This is a genomic window from Limnospira indica PCC 8005 (assembly GCF_000973065.1).
Classification (GTDB): domain Bacteria; phylum Cyanobacteriota; class Cyanobacteriia; order Cyanobacteriales; family Microcoleaceae; genus Limnospira; species Limnospira fusiformis.
This window is the reverse complement of the sequence record NZ_FO818640.1, coordinates 5,920,745-5,938,574: the sequence shown is the minus strand read 5'-3', so window position 1 is coordinate 5,938,574 and position 17,830 is coordinate 5,920,745. Positions and strand designations below refer to the sequence as shown.

The 17,830-nt window shown below is 41.9% G+C and carries 11 protein-coding genes and 1 pseudogene; 6 read left to right on the top strand and 6 right to left on the bottom strand.

Features of this window, described 5'->3' with window-relative positions; translation table 11 throughout:
- Window positions 1-8: 8 nt before the first annotated feature.
- Window positions 9-1,307, bottom strand: a complete 1,299-nt coding sequence (locus XZ46_RS26310) for a pentapeptide repeat-containing protein (RefSeq protein ID WP_006670267.1) — start codon at window positions 1,305-1,307, stop codon at window positions 9-11.
- A gap of 592 nt (window positions 1,308-1,899) precedes the next feature.
- Here XZ46_RS26310 and XZ46_RS26300 point away from each other — a divergent pair.
- A complete protein-coding gene (locus XZ46_RS26300) occupies window positions 1,900-3,387 on the top strand; it encodes an adenylate/guanylate cyclase domain-containing protein (RefSeq protein ID WP_006670266.1) in 1,488 nt (495 codons plus the stop codon).
- Here XZ46_RS26300 and XZ46_RS26295 read toward each other — a convergent pair.
- The 5 genes from XZ46_RS26295 to XZ46_RS26275 all read right to left on the bottom strand — a co-directional run bounded on the left by XZ46_RS26295 (window position 3,384) and on the right by XZ46_RS26275 (window position 11,902).
- Window positions 3,384-4,352, bottom strand: a complete 969-nt coding sequence (locus XZ46_RS26295) for a GGDEF domain-containing response regulator (RefSeq protein ID WP_006622606.1) — start codon at window positions 4,350-4,352, stop codon at window positions 3,384-3,386. The two genes, XZ46_RS26300 and XZ46_RS26295, sit on opposite strands and share 4 nt — an antisense overlap.
- Before the next feature lie 89 nt (window positions 4,353-4,441).
- A complete protein-coding gene (locus tag XZ46_RS26290; protein ID WP_008056231.1) occupies window positions 4,442-8,569 on the bottom strand; it encodes a PAS domain S-box protein in 4,128 nt (1,375 codons plus the stop codon).
- A gap of 18 nt (window positions 8,570-8,587) precedes the next feature.
- Window positions 8,588-9,430, bottom strand: coding sequence for a sensor histidine kinase (locus XZ46_RS26285; RefSeq protein ID WP_008056233.1), 843 nt, complete (start codon window positions 9,428-9,430; stop codon window positions 8,588-8,590).
- Between the two features lie 9 nt (window positions 9,431-9,439).
- The gene (locus tag XZ46_RS26280) at window positions 9,440-10,681 is read right to left on the bottom strand and encodes a GAF domain-containing protein (RefSeq protein ID WP_228116431.1); all 1,242 of its coding nucleotides are present in this window, start codon (window positions 10,679-10,681) and stop codon (window positions 9,440-9,442) included.
- Between the two features lie 819 nt (window positions 10,682-11,500).
- Window positions 11,501-11,902 (bottom strand): hypothetical protein, encoded by a 402-nt coding sequence (locus XZ46_RS26275; RefSeq protein ID WP_006670263.1) that lies wholly within the window; start codon window positions 11,900-11,902, stop codon window positions 11,501-11,503.
- A 481-nt stretch (window positions 11,903-12,383) separates the two neighbouring features.
- On the opposite strand from XZ46_RS26275, the pseudogene XZ46_RS31130 reads away from it, so the two are divergent.
- The 5 genes and pseudogenes from XZ46_RS31130 (at window position 12,384) to XZ46_RS26250 (ending at window position 17,822) form a co-directional block, all read left to right on the top strand.
- A pseudogene (locus tag XZ46_RS31130) lies at window positions 12,384-12,953 on the top strand (IS607 family transposase).
- Window positions 12,910-14,025, top strand: a complete 1,116-nt coding sequence (locus XZ46_RS26265; RefSeq protein WP_228116631.1) for an RNA-guided endonuclease InsQ/TnpB family protein — start codon at window positions 12,910-12,912, stop codon at window positions 14,023-14,025. The pseudogene XZ46_RS31130 and the gene XZ46_RS26265 overlap by 44 nt, the downstream one beginning before the upstream one ends.
- 97 nt (window positions 14,026-14,122) lie before the next feature.
- Window positions 14,123-15,598, top strand: a complete 1,476-nt coding sequence (gene glgA / locus XZ46_RS26260) for a glycogen synthase GlgA (protein WP_008056237.1) — start codon at window positions 14,123-14,125, stop codon at window positions 15,596-15,598.
- A gap of 295 nt (window positions 15,599-15,893) precedes the next feature.
- Window positions 15,894-16,517: a sulfotransferase domain-containing protein gene (locus tag XZ46_RS26255; RefSeq protein WP_008056239.1), complete on the top strand. Its 624-nt coding sequence runs from the start codon at window positions 15,894-15,896 to the stop codon at window positions 16,515-16,517.
- A gap of 159 nt (window positions 16,518-16,676) precedes the next feature.
- A complete protein-coding gene (locus XZ46_RS26250) occupies window positions 16,677-17,822 on the top strand; it encodes an ATP-binding protein (RefSeq protein WP_006670610.1) in 1,146 nt (381 codons plus the stop codon).
- Window positions 17,823-17,830: the final 8 nt, after the last annotated feature.

The following is a 17,830-nucleotide window of genomic DNA, read 5'->3' as shown; positions in this document are numbered from 1 at the left end:
TGAAAATGTTAACGCCCTAATTTATTAGGAATACCGTCACAGCCGCCGGGGATAGTATTTCGAGATTTTGACCCCGACCAAGCACAGCAATAATAACGATTCTCCTCGGACAGGTTCAAAACCGCAGTAAAATCAGCATTTTCTAGGACAGCGCCAGTATTAGCGCCAGTAGAGTAGTCAGGAATTAAGGTCCGAGTCCGGGGGCTGGCGGTTTCCACTGAACCATAAAAGAATTTAGTCGATCGCAGATTACTATGGGTGAGGTTGGCTTCATAGAGAATAGCGCGAGATAAATTAGCACGCACCAGGTCACAATTCGTTAAATTAGCGCGGACTAGGTTCGCCTCTCCCAGGTCTGTGCGCCGCAGATCGGTATTTTTTAAGTCGGTCCCGGCTAACATGGCCCCTAAATCAATAACTCGGATACCTTCGGCCCTATCTTCCGCATAACTACCATTACCATCTAATATAGGGCGACCCAAATGGCGATCGCGTTTAAGGGGAGTAATTAACCGCGCCTGGGACAGAAACCGGAGAATTTTCGCTTTTCCATCTGCGTCTACACTACGAATAATCGCCGCCGTCCGTCCTTCTGCGATTACCCTTTCCTGGGGCCAATCTTCTAATAGTCCCTGTTCCCCCAAGGCTAAATCAGAGACTCCCTGAAAATAAGCATCGATGGTCTGTTGTTGGGTAATGCGGTTTTGCTGAATGGTTAAATCCCGGGAGATTACATATTGTCGCCAAGCCACATATACGGCTAAAATGGCGATCATAATTTGACCCAAAGCGCCGATCAATTCCCCCAGTGCGCCGATCGCATCCCAGTTGATGACAATATTACGGGCTGCGTCTGTGTTGGAACCACTCAGCATCAACAGCCCGGTAATTGCCGATAAAATCCCGAAACTAGCGACGATTAAACTACGCCAGATAGGAGGAATCAGGGTTGTCCAAATTTTACCCCAACTCGGCCAAATAATTAACAGTGATGCGGCAATAGCCACAACGGCGCTGAGATAGCCGACCCAGACGTTATCGATCGCTAACCCTAAAATCATGACGGCGATCGCCCCCAGGGTCAACACAGAAGCCAAAAAGTTACTGGGTCTAGGATTTTCCGGCTCGGCTTTCCCTTTTTGGGTGGGGGACTCTTCTAGGTGATACACCTCCCCATGATCGCTATAGGAGAAAACTTGATTCTCAGACACTGAGGGACTCAGGGTAATGGTGTTAGGACTCTTTCCATTGGGGCTATCAATATCCTGGTTAGGCTGTTGCGGTGCGGATAAATTGGGTTCTGTCATACTGATTGATAAAGGCTAGGAAAGATTTAATGCTCTTCTCTGGATCTATTGTATCTAAAGTTCCGGCAGATCGGGTATCGTAAATGTATTATAAAAATTGACTGATAATTCAGATATAATCAAATTTGCTATATTATATCCATGAACTTAAAGTTATCTGACTATACCAAAAAATTAGGAGTTAGCTACCCAACTCCAGGGCGTTGCTGGAAGTCTAAACAGCTACCCCATCCCACTAAACAGACTGTTACCCGCCGGATTATGATTGATTTTCACCCCCACAGTTTAGCCCCTTCTGCGAAAATAGTTAGGCAATTTGTCCCCTGGTTACATCAGCGGCAAAATCTGGTTATTTAGACTTCCCAGCCGACAGGTTAAGTGAATATGCGATCGCTCCATAAATGAGAGGATAGGTTAATAATAATACCGCTTAATTCCGGCAAATATTAACTCAATATTATCAGAATATTATCTAGTTTTTGTATGAGATAAATAAAATGTAATAAAAACTACAATAAAAAACTAATCAGTATTGGTATTTTTTAAGTTATTTATATTCGCAAATTAAAGTATATAAACGACCCCAAAATCGATGAAATCACTACTCCCCATAGGAATTACTAGATGTCTAAATGCGCGCCTGTCTAGGCGGATTGCCTTTTGGGTTGCCACTAGCATAGTTGTGATTGAATTAATTATTTTGGTGCCATCAGTGTATCGTCGTCGCCAAGAGTTGTTATCTAAATTGCAGCACCTAACCTCTCAAAAAATCGCTTGGATAGTAGAAACTTACCCCCATAAAACGCCGGAGGATTTTCTCAAACAACTGCAAAATTTACATTATATGAACTCTGATATTATGGGAGGGTCTCTCTATAGTTCCGACGGACAACTAATTGGCAGTTTTGGGGAAACTCCAGCTTTATCTTATCCAGAAGCCAGAGATGTACAAATACTGTATGTAAACACTCCCGAAGGCGATCGCTATGATCTTACCTGTGATACTTTTCCCCGCCTAGATGATTATCTCATTATCCTCCGCTATGATGCCTCTCCTATTCATCGGGAAGTCTGGTATTTTATTGTACGAATTGCGGGACTGGTTTTGATTATTTCTGTGTTTGTCACTGGTGCGACTATGGTAGTGCTTAACTATTTAGTGATTTTGCCGATTTTGAATTTACGCCAGGATTTAATCAAGGCGGGTTCAGCTATTACTAATCATCAGTTACCCCCTCAGTTTTATGCTGCTTCTGTCCAAAGTCGGGATGAACTAGGGGATGTAATTAGCGCATTTATGGATATGTACAATCAAATTTCGGAGGCGATCGCGCAACAAAAACAAGCCGAGGAAGCCTTACGCCAAGAAAAGGAAAAATCCGATGAATTATTGTTAAATATTCTGCCGGAAACCATAGCCTATAAGTTAAAAAATACCCACAGGTGTATTGCGGATAGATTTGAACAGGCGACTATTTTATTTGCAGATATAACTAATTTTACCGAACTTGCTTCCCAATTAACACCCACAGAATTGGTGGATTTACTTAATCAACTTTTTTCCGCTTTTGACCGCCTTACAGATAAGTATGGTTTGGAAAAAATTAAAACTATTGGTGATGCTTATATGGTGGTTGGGGGAATTCCTAACCCCCGTGATGATCACCCTCAAGCCGTGGCTGATATGGCGCTAGAAATGCAACAAGTTGTCCAACAATTCCACTGCGTTAGGCTTCCGGTTAGTGAAGCATCTGGTTTAGGAGAAGGGTCTACAGATGATCATAAACAGGGGGAAATTAGCCACCAACTTAATATCCGTATTGGTATTAATATGGGTCCGGTGGTGGCTGGGGTTATTGGTTTAAAAAAGTTTACCTATGATTTATGGGGAGATGCGGTCAATACTGCTAGTCGTATGGAGTCACAAGGTGAACCCGGAAAAATCCAAGTCAGTCAGACGGTATACTGGCATTTAAAAGCACAATATATCTTACAAAAACGAGGGGTTGTTTCTGTGAAAGGGAAAGGCAATATGACCACTTACTGGTTAATTAGTAAACGGTCAAAATATGTGAATTAATTAACTTGGTTAAATTTGGTATAAATTACCACTTGATTACGACCTTGTTTTTTAGCGTCATAAAGTGCTTTATCTGCCTCCATAAGTAAGCCATCCAGACTCATTTCTGATGATTCATAAATGGTCACACCAATACTCACAGTTATATGAATAGTCTGGTCATCAACGTATATGGGAGTTGTGGCGATCGCCTCTCTAATCCTTTCCGCTACCAATAGGGCTTCATCAGCTTGGGTTTCTGGTAAAAATACCACAAATTCTTCCCCTCCAAACCTGCCAAAAATATCCACTTTTCTTAAAGCATTAACCGTGACATCTGCCATAATTTTTAGTGCTTCATCTCCGATATTATGACCATAATTATCATTAATTAACTTAAAATGATCAATATCTATCATTAACACAGAAAAGGGGTTATTATAGCGGTGGGTGCGTTGAAATTCTCGCTCCGCCAAAGTTAAGAGATGGCGACGATTAGCAATACCTGTTAAAGGGTCTGTCGTGGCTAACTTTTCTAACTCAACTAATGCTTGTTTCAATTCATCGCGAGTATATTTTAACTCTAAATGAGTTTTAACGCGAGCCAGTAGTTCAGGAGCCTTATAGGGTTTAGTAACATAATCGACAGCCCCTTGACTAAAAGCCTGAAGTAAATGTTCAGATTCATTACTAGCGGTGAGGAAAATAATCGGAATTTCTGCATAAAGCGGGTCAGCTTTTAAATGCTCACACACCTGCAAACCGTTAATTTCCGGCATCATTAAATCAAGTAAAATCAAGTCAGGATTAGCAGTTTTGACTCTTTCGATCGCTTGTTTACCGCTGGTGGCGAAAGTGGTGGCGTAACCGACATCATCAAGCATCGCTCCAACGACCTGCAAATTTTTGCTGACATCATCAACAATCAAAATCAAAAAATTTTCTGGTTGAAAACAGTTCACTACACACTGGGCTATTAATTCCAAGACTATACATTGATCCTATACCAATTGTTAACCAATGACAACTAGAGACCAAACTAACCACCTACTCAATTAGTAATAATCACCATAACTTATTCACCATAAATATCTATAAGCGATCGTCGCAGGTCTGGGAAGGCTCTCACCGTCCCAGGGATTTTGTCCCAGTCAAATTGTTCGAGTTGGGAACTCAGGGTAGAAGCATATTCCACAAAAGCCGGATAGGGGTACTGGTGGGACCATTGAACCAACTGCTCCGCAAAAGCCTGTAAATCCCTCATTTTGAGAGTTTGTCCTAGTTCTGGCCAAAATCTGTCTTCGTGTTCCTGGAGTTTTTCCAGTAATTCACTAATGGAAGCATAGGGGGGTTCTGGTGAAACCGGAAGATCAGGGGTAGCTGGGGAGGTATCATCATCAACTTGATCAACAGCATTTACAGTGTCCTGGGGAAGTAGTTGTTTTAAGACTAAGACTAACTGTGAACGACTCACAGGTTTATGCAAAAAACCATCCTGGATAGAAGATAGTTCTTGGTGGTCGCGATCGAGAGATGAAGCGGTTAAAATAATAATGGGAATCTGCTTAGTTGCTGGATTTTCTTTTAACTGTTTAGTCGCTTCCACCCCATCTAATTCTGGCATTCGCAAATCCATCATAATTAAATCGGGTTGCTCTAGTTCCGCTATTTGAATAGCCTCGATGCCGTTATGTGCCAGCACCAGATGATGATGAGAATTAACAAAATATCCCTGAATTAAATCTAAGTTAGATTGCACATCATCAACTACTAATATTTTACTACTTTTAATCTCGTTTAAATCATCATTTAATTCGACTATTTTATCATCAAGTTGCCAGTCTAGGGGTGTAACATTTGGGAAAATTAAAGTAAATTGACTACCTTTACCCAGTTGACTTTCTAGGCTGATAGTTCCCCCAAGCATTTGGGTGAGTCGTTTAGTAATTGCTAACCCTAGTCCTGAACCACCATATTTGCGGGTGCTTTGTCCTTCACTTTGAATAAAACTATCAAAAATGCGTTGCTGTTGTTCTGGAGCGATACCAATTCCGGTATCAGCGATCGCTATTTCTAGGGATATAGTAGATTCGGGATTCTCCGCATTTAGGGGAGTATTGCTGTTAGTCACCACCGAAATTTTCACCCAGCCTTCATCAGTAAATTTGAGAGCATTTCCCACCATATTTAACAAAATCTGTCGTAACCTGACTTCATCAAACATAATCGCTTTCGGCAAATTATCGTTAATTTCTCTAATCAATTCCACCTTTTTTTCGGCTGCTTTGTGGCAAAAAATTTGATAGATTTCTTCTAGCATAACCCGTAAATCAATCGGTTCCTGATGGAGTTCCATTTTCCCCGCTTCAATTTTTGATAAATCCAGAATATCATTAATCAAAGAAAGTAAAGTTTTCCCACTAGCTGCAATGGATTTAACATATTGCTGTTGACGAGGTTCCGACACCAAACTCTGTAGGAGATCGCAAAATCCTAGAATCGCATTCATAGGGGTACGGATTTCGTGACTCATATTAGCTAAAAATTCACTCTTAGCACGGTTAGCAGCTTGGGCGTGGCGTGTGGCTTCTTTCAGGGCTTGATTTTTGTGTTCTAGTTCTAGTTTGTGTAACTTTTCCTGTTCCAAAAGTTGCGCCTGTGCTAAAGCAATTCCTACTTGTTGAGCGATAGCTTCTATTAGTTCAATTTCTTCGTGAGTCCAATGGCGAAACCGATCGCACTGTTGCAAACTAATGACTCCATTAGGTTCGCCTTTGTAGGAAGTCCGAACGCTTAACATGGATTTTAAATGAATTTGGCGACAGAGATCATAATGGGGAAATAACAGGGGATCTTGATAGACATCATCAGAAGCTATAGCCTGATCCTGATTTAATAATATGGCAAGATGTCGATTCTTTTTAATGGGTATTTCTACCCCCAAAAAAGACTGATACTCACCCCTTAAATATTCTGCTACCATAGTTATTTGCGGTTCAGAAGTGGCGGCGGAATAACGATGAATTAAACAGCGATTCACATGAAAGGCTTCCCCCACTAAACTAACTGTAGCTTGAACAATGTGTTGGCTGTCGAGACTTTGGCGAATTTCGTCTGTTATCTGTTGTTGTAGTAAAGTATTTTGAAAAGCCTGTTCCAGAACTTTTTTAGCCTGTTGACGTTCGATTTCATTACCAATCCACATGGCAATTAATTGCAACAATTGCCGTTCACTATTGCGAAAGGGAGTATGGCGAGGATGGGGACTACAAAAGTTAATAGTTCCATATACATATTGTCCTACTATAATCCTCACCCCAATATAGGCTTGGAGTCCTAGGTTATGATAGGCTGGATGGTTTTTATATTCCGACTGTGCCGCCGAGGTAATACAGACAATTTCCGAACTGTTAAAAGTGGCTTCACAAAAGGTATTTTTTAATCGGAATAAATCGCCTTTTTCAATAGGTGGTGTCAGTCCTGGGGGAGTTTGTACCGCTACCACCTGATAGCGATCGCCCTGAATATGAGAAAGCATCCCAATTTCTAAGCCAAATTGTAGTCGTCCCATAGACAGTAAAGATTCTAGTCTCTGATTAAAATTCAGATTAGGAGCCACAGCAATCTGATATAATTCTCGGAGAGCAACTTCTCTAGCTTGTAACTCTTCTTCTGCTTCTTTCCGAACTGTAATATCCTCAGCAATACCAGCAAAGCGGTAAATATTTCCGTCCTGATCATAAATCGGAAAAGAACAAGCACGAATCCAGCGTCTTTCACCATCTGGGCGAAAAATAGGATACTCTAACTCTAATTCCTTTTTTCTCAGAAATTGGTGTTTCATTCCACTAATTACTTTCGGTCTATAATTCACATCTATCGAATCAAACCAAGACTCAGGTTCTTGATATAAACTCTCACAAGTTCTGCCCCAAATTTGCTGATAAGCTGGACTAATATATAGGACTTCTCCACTGCGAGAAACTATAAAAAATGCTTCGGAAATTGCCTCAGCAAATTGACGGAACTTTTCCTCGCTTTCCCGCAAAGCTTGTTCAATTTGTTTTTGTTGTTCAATTTGGTTTGGTAGTTGCTGAGTTCTCTGTTTAACCCTAGTTTCTAAATCCTGATTAAGCCGCTGACGTTCCTGTTCAGCTTGTTGGCGATCGCTAATATCTTGTAACATCGCCGTATAAATTACTTGATCAGGCAATTGCAACCTAGATATAGAAGCCTCAGCCGGAAAAAATTCCCCATTTTTCCGTAGTCCTACAATCTCTCGCCTTCCCTTCATCGGAGAATTTACAATTTCCTTTTTACCAAAATTTTGGATATGTTTTTCATGTATTTGGTGGAGATTTTTAGGTAACAGAATATTCAGAGGTTGTCCAATCACCTCATCGATAGTATAGCCAAAAATTCTTTCTGCACCCTGATTAAATAAAGTAATCCGTTGGTCTTCTCCCACAGAAATAATCGCCTCTTCCGCAATATCTAAAATTCCCCTCAACTTTTGATTACTCTCAATTAAGGCTTCCTCTAATCGGCGACTTTTATCAATTTCTTGTTGTAATATAAAATTTTTCTCGGTTAATGTTTGAGTACGTTTTTGGACTAAATACTGCAAATTCTGATTGAGTTTATTTAAGGCTTTGCGACTCTCCTCTAATTCGATAATATCTCGATAGGAACGTAAAGCAGCAATAATAGTTGTCATCAATTTTTGCTGAGTCATTTCTACCTTAGTTTTATAATCATTAATATCATAATCAATAATTACAGAATCTTCCGGCGCTTCCCCCGGATATCCAGTTTTGAGGATAATTCTCACCCAGGGATTATTAAGCTGTGTACGGATATATTTAACTAAATCCAGACCCGCATTATTAGTTTCCATCACCACATCTAACAATAAAACAGCCGTGTCAGGATTAGCGGAGATCGCTTCTTTGGCTTCCCCCCCCGAATAAGCCGAAATAAAAGTTAAAGGTCTATCTTGAAAAGTCAAACTTTTTAAAACCATTCGTGTCGCTTGATGCACTTCTTTATCATCATCGACCAGCATAATTTTCCAGGGTTTACCGGACTCCATCCCATCGCTGTCAGATAAAACAGAAGACTCCTCGCCTTCTTCCTCATCCTCAATAATCATTAAAATATCTTCATCTTTAGTAACATCACCTGAATGGTTTTGACTATTCATATCTTAATCCCTATAAATTCATTTTTGAGGATAGCGGGGACAGTTGATGATAAATTTAGATCCTACTCCCACCTGACTCTCGCAATCAATTGTACCTTTCAAAGTTTTAGTTACCAAATTATACACAATATGTAAACCCAAGCCATTCCCCCCCTGATTACGGGTGGTAGTAAAAAAAGGGTCAAAAATATGCTCCAGGGTTTCAGGAGGAATACCACAACCATCATCACTGTATTCAATCAAAAAGTGATTATCGCTCACCTCAGCTATCTTTAAATATAACTGACCTGACTCAAATGGTTGGTCAGCATGAATCAGAGCATTAATCACCAAATTGGTGATCACCTGAGAAATCGCACCAGGATAGCTATCTACCTCTATGGTGTCGTCTCCCTCAACTACAATGCGATGATGGGTCTGTTTCAGTTTAGGACGAATATTCAATAGAATTTCCTCTAAATAGGGTTTGAGAGCAAAAGTTCGCCTTTCTAGGGATGTTTGGTCAACGGCTACTTGCTGAAAACTCTGGACTAATTCTGCTGAACGCTGGAGGTTACTGAAAATCAGTTTACGGCTTTCCGATACCATACCAAGATAGGTATTTAAAGTCGATCGCTTTAACGGTTGCGATTGACAAAGACTCATAAACTTTTGAGTTTCACTCACCAAAAACGAAGCCGCCATAATTCCCGTCCCCACCGGAGTGTTAATTTCATGAGCCACCCCCGCTACCAACCCCCCTAAAGTCGCCATTTTTTCCGCTTCAATTAGTCGTTTTTGCACCGTTTTTAGCCGTTGCGATGTCTGGGAAAGTTCCGCATTTTGTTCAGTTACTTTCTGTGGCAACGTTCGATACAGCAAAGCATTCTCTCAGCCAATTGCTACCTGAAAATATAGTAAACTCACCACTTCTATTTGAGCATATCCAAAACTGTCATTTTGCCTATTTTTTTCCATATACAAAATCCCAATTAGCCGTTTTTGCCGAATTAAAGGAATACCTAGAATTGACCGGGAATGATGACTTTTAATATATTCATCATCCCGAAAATTTTGGTGGTCATTATAAGCATTATTAAGCAACACATATTCATAAGTGCGCGCCACATAGTTAATGATTGACTTAGGAAAAGATTTGTCTGACAGTGTATTAAGGGGAATTGACCGCAAAACCGTCACCTCATCAATATCCATCTCTGCTATAGCTTCAATCATCCATTCTTGAGATATTTCTTGACTGGATTTATGGTCACATGGTAAAATTAAGTAACCTATTTCTGCATCTGTATTCTCAATAATAATTTTCATGGTTTTAGCCAACAGACTGGCTAAAAAAGTTTCTCCAGACAAGGTTTGATCAGCCTGTAGAACATGACCCAGATTAAAAATTTTGGCATTGCTTGGGTATTCTCGACTCTGAGATATTGAACTTTTCCACCAGTTAGCCGGAGAAAAAATATCAGGATATCGATACTTAATATCTTTAACTTTTGCGGTAGCTTCCCAGCGGCTATAAGTGCCATGAGCCGCCTTTATATAAATCACAAAAAATCTCTCTAAATTTTGTTTTCGATAAAATTCTGCCGCCAATTCATAGGCGATCGCTATTTCTTGAATCGCACCATTTTTAATCGCCTCAGAAACCGCTTGTTCGTACTTTTGCTGTGCTGATAATATCTGATTAGGCAGGCGTTCTAACTCCGCCTCTACCAAAAGATACCGATGTTGAAAACTCGCATAAATATGATTATTCCAGGATGACATTAACCCCTGATTTTGGCGGATTTTATCTAAAATAACATCCCGCTTTGACCCAGACATAGTTTCTGCCTGTACCAATAAAGTCAGAGAATCATAAAACAAATATTCTCCGCGATTAAAAACACTTAAACCATCATCGATATAATTACTAACTAATTCAGCCGCCTGTAAAGCCGATTCATAATCTCGAAATAGATAGCATAGAATTAATTGGAAGCAGTGAACATCAAATAAAGTTGAACTGCTATCAAGCGGATTTAATAGCAATAACATTTCCTGTTCTATATCTTTCCATACCGAGGCATTAATCCAGTCTGATTTTTGGTTTAAATTCCGCAATTGTTGCATCATCGTACTCGCCGGTTGCGTCAGACCCTATAAGCAATAATAACCTGATAATTAGACACTGACGCACCGGGTCGGCTACCTCTCACCTCCCTTGTAGGGTGCGTCAGACCTGGTAAGTAGCAATAATCACCGGATAATTGAAACTGACGCACCTTTGCTTGGCGACCTTGTAGGGTGCGTCAAACCTGGTAAGTAGCAATAATCACCGGATAATTGAAACTGACGCACCTTTGCTTGGCGACCTGGTAGGGTGCGTCAGACCTGGTAAGTAGCAATAATCACCGGATAATTGAAACTGACGCACCTTTGCTTGGCGACCTGGTAGGGTGCGTCAGACCTGGTAAGTAGCAATAATCACCGGATAATTGAAACTGACGCACCTTTGCTTGGCGACCTGGTAGGGTGCGTCAGACCTGGTAAGTAGCAATAATCACCGGATAATTGAAACTGACGCACCTTTGCTTGGCGACCTGGTAGGGTGCGTCAGACCTGGTAAGTAGCAATAATCACCGGATAATTGAAACTGACGCACCTTTGCTTGGCGACCTCAGAGTAGATAATTAAAACTGACGCACCTTTGCTTGGCGACCTGGTAGGGTGCGTCAGACCTGGTAAGTAGCAATAATCACCGGATAATTGAAACTGACGCACCTTTGCTTGGCGACCTCAGAGTAGATAATTAAAACTGACGCATCTCTGGTCGGCGACCTCAGAGTAGATGATTGAAACTGACGCACCTCCCCTCGGGTACGTCAGACCCGGTAAATAGAAACGAGTCCCCCAAGTTTAACTGACGCAGCTTTTATCGGTTGCTACTGACGATTAACGAATGTATTGTGGACACATCTGCTTAACCAAATTATTGCGAATACTTTGATCGGTGCGTAAAATTTCCCGTATTTGGGGGTCCAAAGTCATATCTTGACGAAGAGACTCTTCCTGAATAGCCTGACGTTGCCGCCAAGTTAACCCCCCAGAAGCCAAGGCTTGACAGGTATCTCCGACATCTTCAACAATAGACTTCAAATCATTTTGAGCAGAAAGCAGCAACATACGTTTATGTAGCTCAGGTTGTTCGGACTCCTCAACCATACTTCGGTAACGAGAGATGATATGGGAAGCGCTCAACACAGTTGGCGGTTGTGCTTCTGCGGGAAGTTGACCAATCAAAATCCCAAGGGAAACTACAACCCCTATATACCCATACAGACCATTCTTAGCCATGGTTCCTCCTAAACGGAAGTTTAACTCACTAAGGTTGTTAACAGACCGGACCATTTAGCCACCTACCGCATACTCAAGCGATCCCAGGATCATCCTCAGAATCTGCCAGCAGTATCTGGAGGGACACAGGTTCTCTAATCTATCACCCAACCTGGTTAAAAGGACAATTCCCCAAGGGAATGCCTTTGAGAACAGAACTGGTTTTTTGAGTTCGGGGATATTGTACTCTCAGACTATACATCAAGTCTTGGGCAAGCGCACCAAATCTATCAAAGTTCATTGAGAATAGCCATTTTGCCGTTGATCCTGGAAATAATTTCTTTGAGACCCTCAATTGCCATATACTCCTAGAACCAGAGAAAATAGGAGCATGATTTAATCACAAATTAGGTTAATATTTTAGGGCAATACGGTATAATAAGCGAGAAGGGTTGAGGATAAACCTATTGCCAAATATGTCAAACCCAAGGAAGCGGCCTAAATCCTTGGAGTCCATGAAAGAACACTCCGCAGATGGGACGACAATGGCTCAATCGACACCATCAGAACCCCCGCTGGGCAACGACGATACAACGTTGAGTGATATACTGCCAAATCAGGCAGTGACAAACGCAAAGTCGTTATCTATGCCAGAGTTAGTAGCCACGCCCAGCAGTCAGACCTCAACCGACAGGTGGCCGCACTGTCCAACCTCTACCCCGAAGCAGAAGTCGTCTCAGAAATCGGAGGCGGGCTCAACTTCAAGGGAAAGAAAATGCTGGCCTTACTGGGACATCATTTGTCAGGAGATGTCGGCATGGTTGTCGTTGCCCACCCAGACCGATTGGCAATATGGGGATTTGACTTGTTTGGATGGCTCTGTGAGCAAAACAGTTGCTCACTCATGGTTCTCAACCAGACAAGTCTCAGTCCAGAACCAGAAATGGTTGAGGACATCCTCGCCCTCCTCCACTGCTTTAGCTCCAGATTATACGGACGGAGTAAATACAAAACTCAGGTCAAAGAAGATCCGGATTTACCCCAGCCCAGAGCTAAATCAAGTCTGGCGTAAATGGCTGGCTGCTTGTCGGTATTGCTACAACCAAGCAATTGCATTATCTAGGAGTGGTAAACGACTAAGCAAGTTAAAGTTACGCAATAAAGTGATGCAGAGTGACTTACCCGAATGGGTCAAAGAAACACCCGGCCACATTCGGCAAAATGCCATCTTTGATGCCTATCAGGCTTTGACCGCCAGTCCTGATGCCAGGTTTAGAAGTTGTCGTGACAGCTCTCAAGGGATTAAGTTCAATAATACTAATTTCTCTTCAGGGAGTTGGTATCCAAGACTAACGAAAGGATTAACTTTCATGGTTTCCGAAGCTATCCCTAAAACTTGCGGGCAAGGGACTCAGTTGGTGTTTACCAAAGGTCGATGGTTGGCGATTTTCCCTGAACCAGTTGCCGTTACCCCAACTGAAGCGAATGGCGTAATTGCATTAGACCCGGGTGTGCGAACTTTCATAACTGGGTTTGATGGCTCTCGGTTTCTGGAATTTGGCTCCGGGGATATAGGACGCATTACTAGGCTATGTCAACATTTGGATGATTTGATGAGCCGAATCGCCAAGGAACCCTGTCGTTCAAGAAGGCGACGGATGAGGCAAGCGGCTCAACGAATGAGAACCAAAATCCGCAATCTAGTTGATGAAGCCCACAAACAAATTGCTCACTACTTGACTCACAACTACAGCATAATTTTTCTGCCGACCTTCGAGACTTCCGATATGGTTGCCAAGGTGAAGCGTCTAATCAGGTCTAAGACTGCCCGCGCCATGCTGACATGGGCGCATTATCGATTCAAACTAACCCTGAGACATCAAGGGGAAATAACTGGAACCACAGTTGTAGATGTGACGGAAGAATACACCAGCAAAACCTGTACTCACTGTGGTCAGATGCATTCCCAGCTAGGTGGCTCAAAAGTGTTCCGATGTCCTGAGTGCGGGTTCACTCTACCCAGGGACTGGAACGGTGCTTTTGGAATCTTTCTAAAAGCTTTGCGGGATACCGCCTCTGTTACCTTAACGGGTAATAGTGCTATCGTCGCATTGTCAGGCAATAGCCGGATAAATGTCGCGTAAATGTATCAGTCATAAACTACATTGGTGAGCGATCGGTGCTTTTTCCTGATTCAATAGGAAACATAGAACATAAACTTTTGTTACGAGAGGAGTGAAGATGTACATTGTACAGATTGCCTCTGAGTGCGCCCCTGTAATCAAGGCGGGAGGTTTGGGTGATGTAGTCTACGGACTCAGCCGAGAGTTGGAACTGCGGGGCCATGCAGTAGAGATAATTCTACCCAAATATGATTGTATGCGTTATGACCATATTTGGGGACTACACGAAGCCTACCGAGATTTAGTTGTCCCTTGGTATGGTGCAGCGATACACTGTGATGTTTACTGTGGCTGGGTTTATGGCAGATTATGCTTTTTCATAGACCCCCATTCGGATGACTTATTTTTCAATCGCGACTGCTACTACGGTTGCAATGATGACAATATGCGGTTTGCCTTTTTCAGTAAGGCAGCCTTAGAGTTTCTGTTGCTGACTAACAAACGGCCCGATGTGATCCACTGTCATGACTGGCAAACTGGCCTAGTTCCGGTGCTACTGTTCGAGATTTACAAGTATCATGGCATGGAATATCAACGGGTTTGTTATACCATTCATAACTTTAAACATCAGGGCATTGCGGGATGTAATGTTTTGTGGGCTACCGGTCTGAATAAGGAATCTTACTATTTCGCTGACGATCGCCTCCAAGATCCCTTTAATCCTTTTGCTCTAAATTTGATGAAAGGCGGAATCGTCTATTCTAATTTCATCACCACAGTTTCCCCCCACCATGCTTGGGAAGCACACTATGGCGATTTTGGTTATGGTTTGGGCCATACCATTCATGAACATCAACATAAATTCAGGGGGGTACTCAATGGCATTGACTATGAAGTATGGAATCCCGGAGTCGATCGCTATATTCCCCATCATTATGATGCTGATACCTTTACGGAAAAAGCCAAAAACAAACAAGCACTCCGAGAGCGATTATGGCTGGGTCACGGGGATAAACCTTTAATTGCTTATGTGGGGCGTTTAGACCAACAAAAAGGCGTTCATCTCGTCCACCATGCTATTTATTATGCCCTCTATCGCCAAGCTCAATTTGTGTTGTTAGGTTCGGCAACGGAAACCGCAATTAACAACTGGTTTTTGCATGAAAAAAATCATCTAAATCATAACCCTGATTGCCATATCGAAATTGGTTTTAATGAAGAACTTTCCCATCTCATTTACGCCGGGGCTGATATTATTATTGTTCCCAGCAATTATGAACCTTGTGGCTTAACTCAGATGATTGGGTTGCAATATGGGACAGTTCCAGTGGTGCGGGGGGTTGGCGGGTTACTCAATACAGTGTTTGACCGAGACTATGACAACTGTCATGAAGAAGAAAAACGCAATGGTTATGTGTTTTTCCAAACTGATAGTCAGGCACTAGAATCGGCTTTAGATAGAGCGATCGGCTTGTGGTATCACTATCCCAAAGAGTTTCAAAAGTTGGCAATTCAAGGGATGGAATATGACTACTCATGGTCAAATCCAGCTACTCAGTATTTGTCGATTTACGAATATATTCGACATAAATAAGTGTCGTAAAAATTCCCATATTTCTGGGGTTTTTGGTGGCGGTAATATCCCAAACCTCACACCTGAAACCTCAAATATTATCGGTGACATCGGTTCATATATCTCACTTAGATATGATGTTTTCCTCAGCATATAAATACCAAGTAAATCAATGGTATTTTCGACCGACAGATGTATTTCTAGCCTCCTATCCACGTTCTGGTAATACTTAGATGCGATTGTTACTTAGTGATGTAATTCAACAATTGGGGGGGAAACAACACAGCCAGGAGGTAATGTGATCCCAGATGTTTTAATGGTTGATATTGAAGACTGGTATCGCAACCCTCGGATTAAAATTCCGTTTCGGATTATTAAAACCCATGAACCATTCGATCTAATTTCAGATTATCGAATTATCTACCTATTTCGACATCCTGCTGATTGTCTTTGTTCCTACTATCACTATCAACTAAGGTCGCCTAAGTTTCGGGAAAATAACTCCGGGATAGATGAGTTTTGTCTGAATTTAATCAATCAATGGTGTGGTCATATTAACAGTTATTTAGAAGCTGCAAAAACTGACAGCGATCGCCTTTTATTTGTCAGCTATGAATCCCTAAATAATAACCCGGTTGAATCCCTCAAAAATGCCGGCAATTTTATGGATTTAGATATCACAGAATCTCAGGCTAAAATTGCCGTCACTAATCAACAATTCCGGCAACTTAAAAGTCTCAGTCAGCGGGGAGATAGCCAAACTCTAGGATTTGCGGAAAACGGCGGATATCAAAACTTCTTTCGGCGCGGTGAAATCAACTCATCGGCACAAGAATTGTCGGGAAACACCCGCGAAACTATCAACCATAAATCCCAGAATCTTGACAATCAAATGAGGGAACTGGAGTCACAAAAAGTCACAAATATTAATAGTAATTAAGAGTCGATAAGGTGCTATCTATGTCATAATTAATCCCAGAAAAGTTTAACGGAGATAGATGACAGCTAAAACAGGATTGACGAAAAGTGCATAAATTGTTTTAGTATATCAAAATGGATAACCCTATTATTATATCAATGGCAGAGCAGGTGCATACTCATGGATTTACTATCCCATCAGTTTATCAGCTATTTTGAGCCAGAACAGGCGGATAAACTTTGTCAGTTGGCTATTGTCGAATACTACCCAGAAGGAAGCCTAATTTTTGAAGAAGGCGAAGTTCCCGACTACTTATATTTAGTGCTAACGGGGGAAGTAGAGTTTAGTAAGTCCACAGGAGGCGATCGCTATCAGGTGGTAACAGTAGCTAGACCCAATAGCTTTTTTGGTGAATTTGGGGTCTTAGACGGACAGCCACGCAGTGCGAGAGCGATCGCTACACTAGGGGGAGCTACCCTAGCTAAAATCTCACGGGATAACCTAATCACCATTCTCCAAGACGCAAAGGGTCAAGTAGTCCTCAAGCTATTCGGCTATATTACCCAACAACTGCGAAACACCACCAACGAGTATGTCAACCAAATGGTTCACAAGCAGAAAATGGAACTATTGGGGGAAATGGTCAACACCATTGTACACGATTTTCGCAGCCCCTTCACAGGTATTCAGCTTTCTAGTTCCATGATTCGGGAACTACACCCGGACGAAGAAACCGAGGAATGGTGCGATCTAATTTCCATGCAAATTCAACGGATGTTAGGAATGGCTGAAGAAGTCCTAGAATTTAGTCGGGGAAGCACCAGCCTGCTCTTAAAACCCGTGGCTATAGAGGAGATTATACAGCAGTTTGAAAAGTTAAACCGAGTCTATTTACACTCCTCTGATGTAGAATTGGTCATTGATATTCCTGACGGAATCTACGTCCTAGCTGACCTTAACAAGATTATACGGGTGTTACAGAACTTGGTCAGCAATGCAGTGGAGGCCTTTCCTAATTCACAGGGAAAGATTATCATCACTGCTACCACTCAAGATAATTGGGGGGTGATTATGGTTAAAGATAACGGAACGGGTATTCCCAAAGCTATTCAAGAACATCTATTTGATGCCTTTGTCACCTATGGAAAACAGGGAGGAACAGGTTTAGGAACAGCGATCGCCAAATCCATTGTCGAAGCTCATGGCGGCGCGATTAGGTTTGAATCAACCGCCGGAGCAGGAACTACATTTTGGATTCGTCTACCTTTGAACAGTGGCGATCCCAATATGCAGTCCCCAACCCTCAAACAAGTAAATATTGGTTGATTTTCAAG

What these genes read in the sequence shown, in the direction of transcription:
- XZ46_RS26310 (WP_006670267.1), bottom strand. Translation starts at nt 1,307, where the DNA reads ATGACAGAACCCAATTTATCCGCACCGCAACAGCCTAACCAGGATATT.
- XZ46_RS26300 (WP_006670266.1), top strand. Translation starts at nt 1,900, where the DNA reads ATGAAATCACTACTCCCCATAGGAATTACTAGATGTCTAAATGCGCGC.
- XZ46_RS26290 (WP_008056231.1), bottom strand. Translation starts at nt 8,569, where the DNA reads ATGAATAGTCAAAACCATTCAGGTGATGTTACTAAAGATGAAGATATT.
- XZ46_RS26280 (WP_228116431.1), bottom strand. Translation starts at nt 10,681, where the DNA reads ATGATGCAACAATTGCGGAATTTAAACCAAAAATCAGACTGGATTAAT.
- XZ46_RS26275 (WP_006670263.1), bottom strand. Translation starts at nt 11,902, where the DNA reads ATGGCTAAGAATGGTCTGTATGGGTATATAGGGGTTGTAGTTTCCCTT.
- glgA (WP_008056237.1), top strand. Translation starts at nt 14,123, where the DNA reads ATGTACATTGTACAGATTGCCTCTGAGTGCGCCCCTGTAATCAAGGCG.
- XZ46_RS26255 (WP_008056239.1), top strand. Translation starts at nt 15,894, where the DNA reads ATGGTTGATATTGAAGACTGGTATCGCAACCCTCGGATTAAAATTCCG.
- XZ46_RS26250 (WP_006670610.1), top strand. Translation starts at nt 16,677, where the DNA reads ATGGATTTACTATCCCATCAGTTTATCAGCTATTTTGAGCCAGAACAG.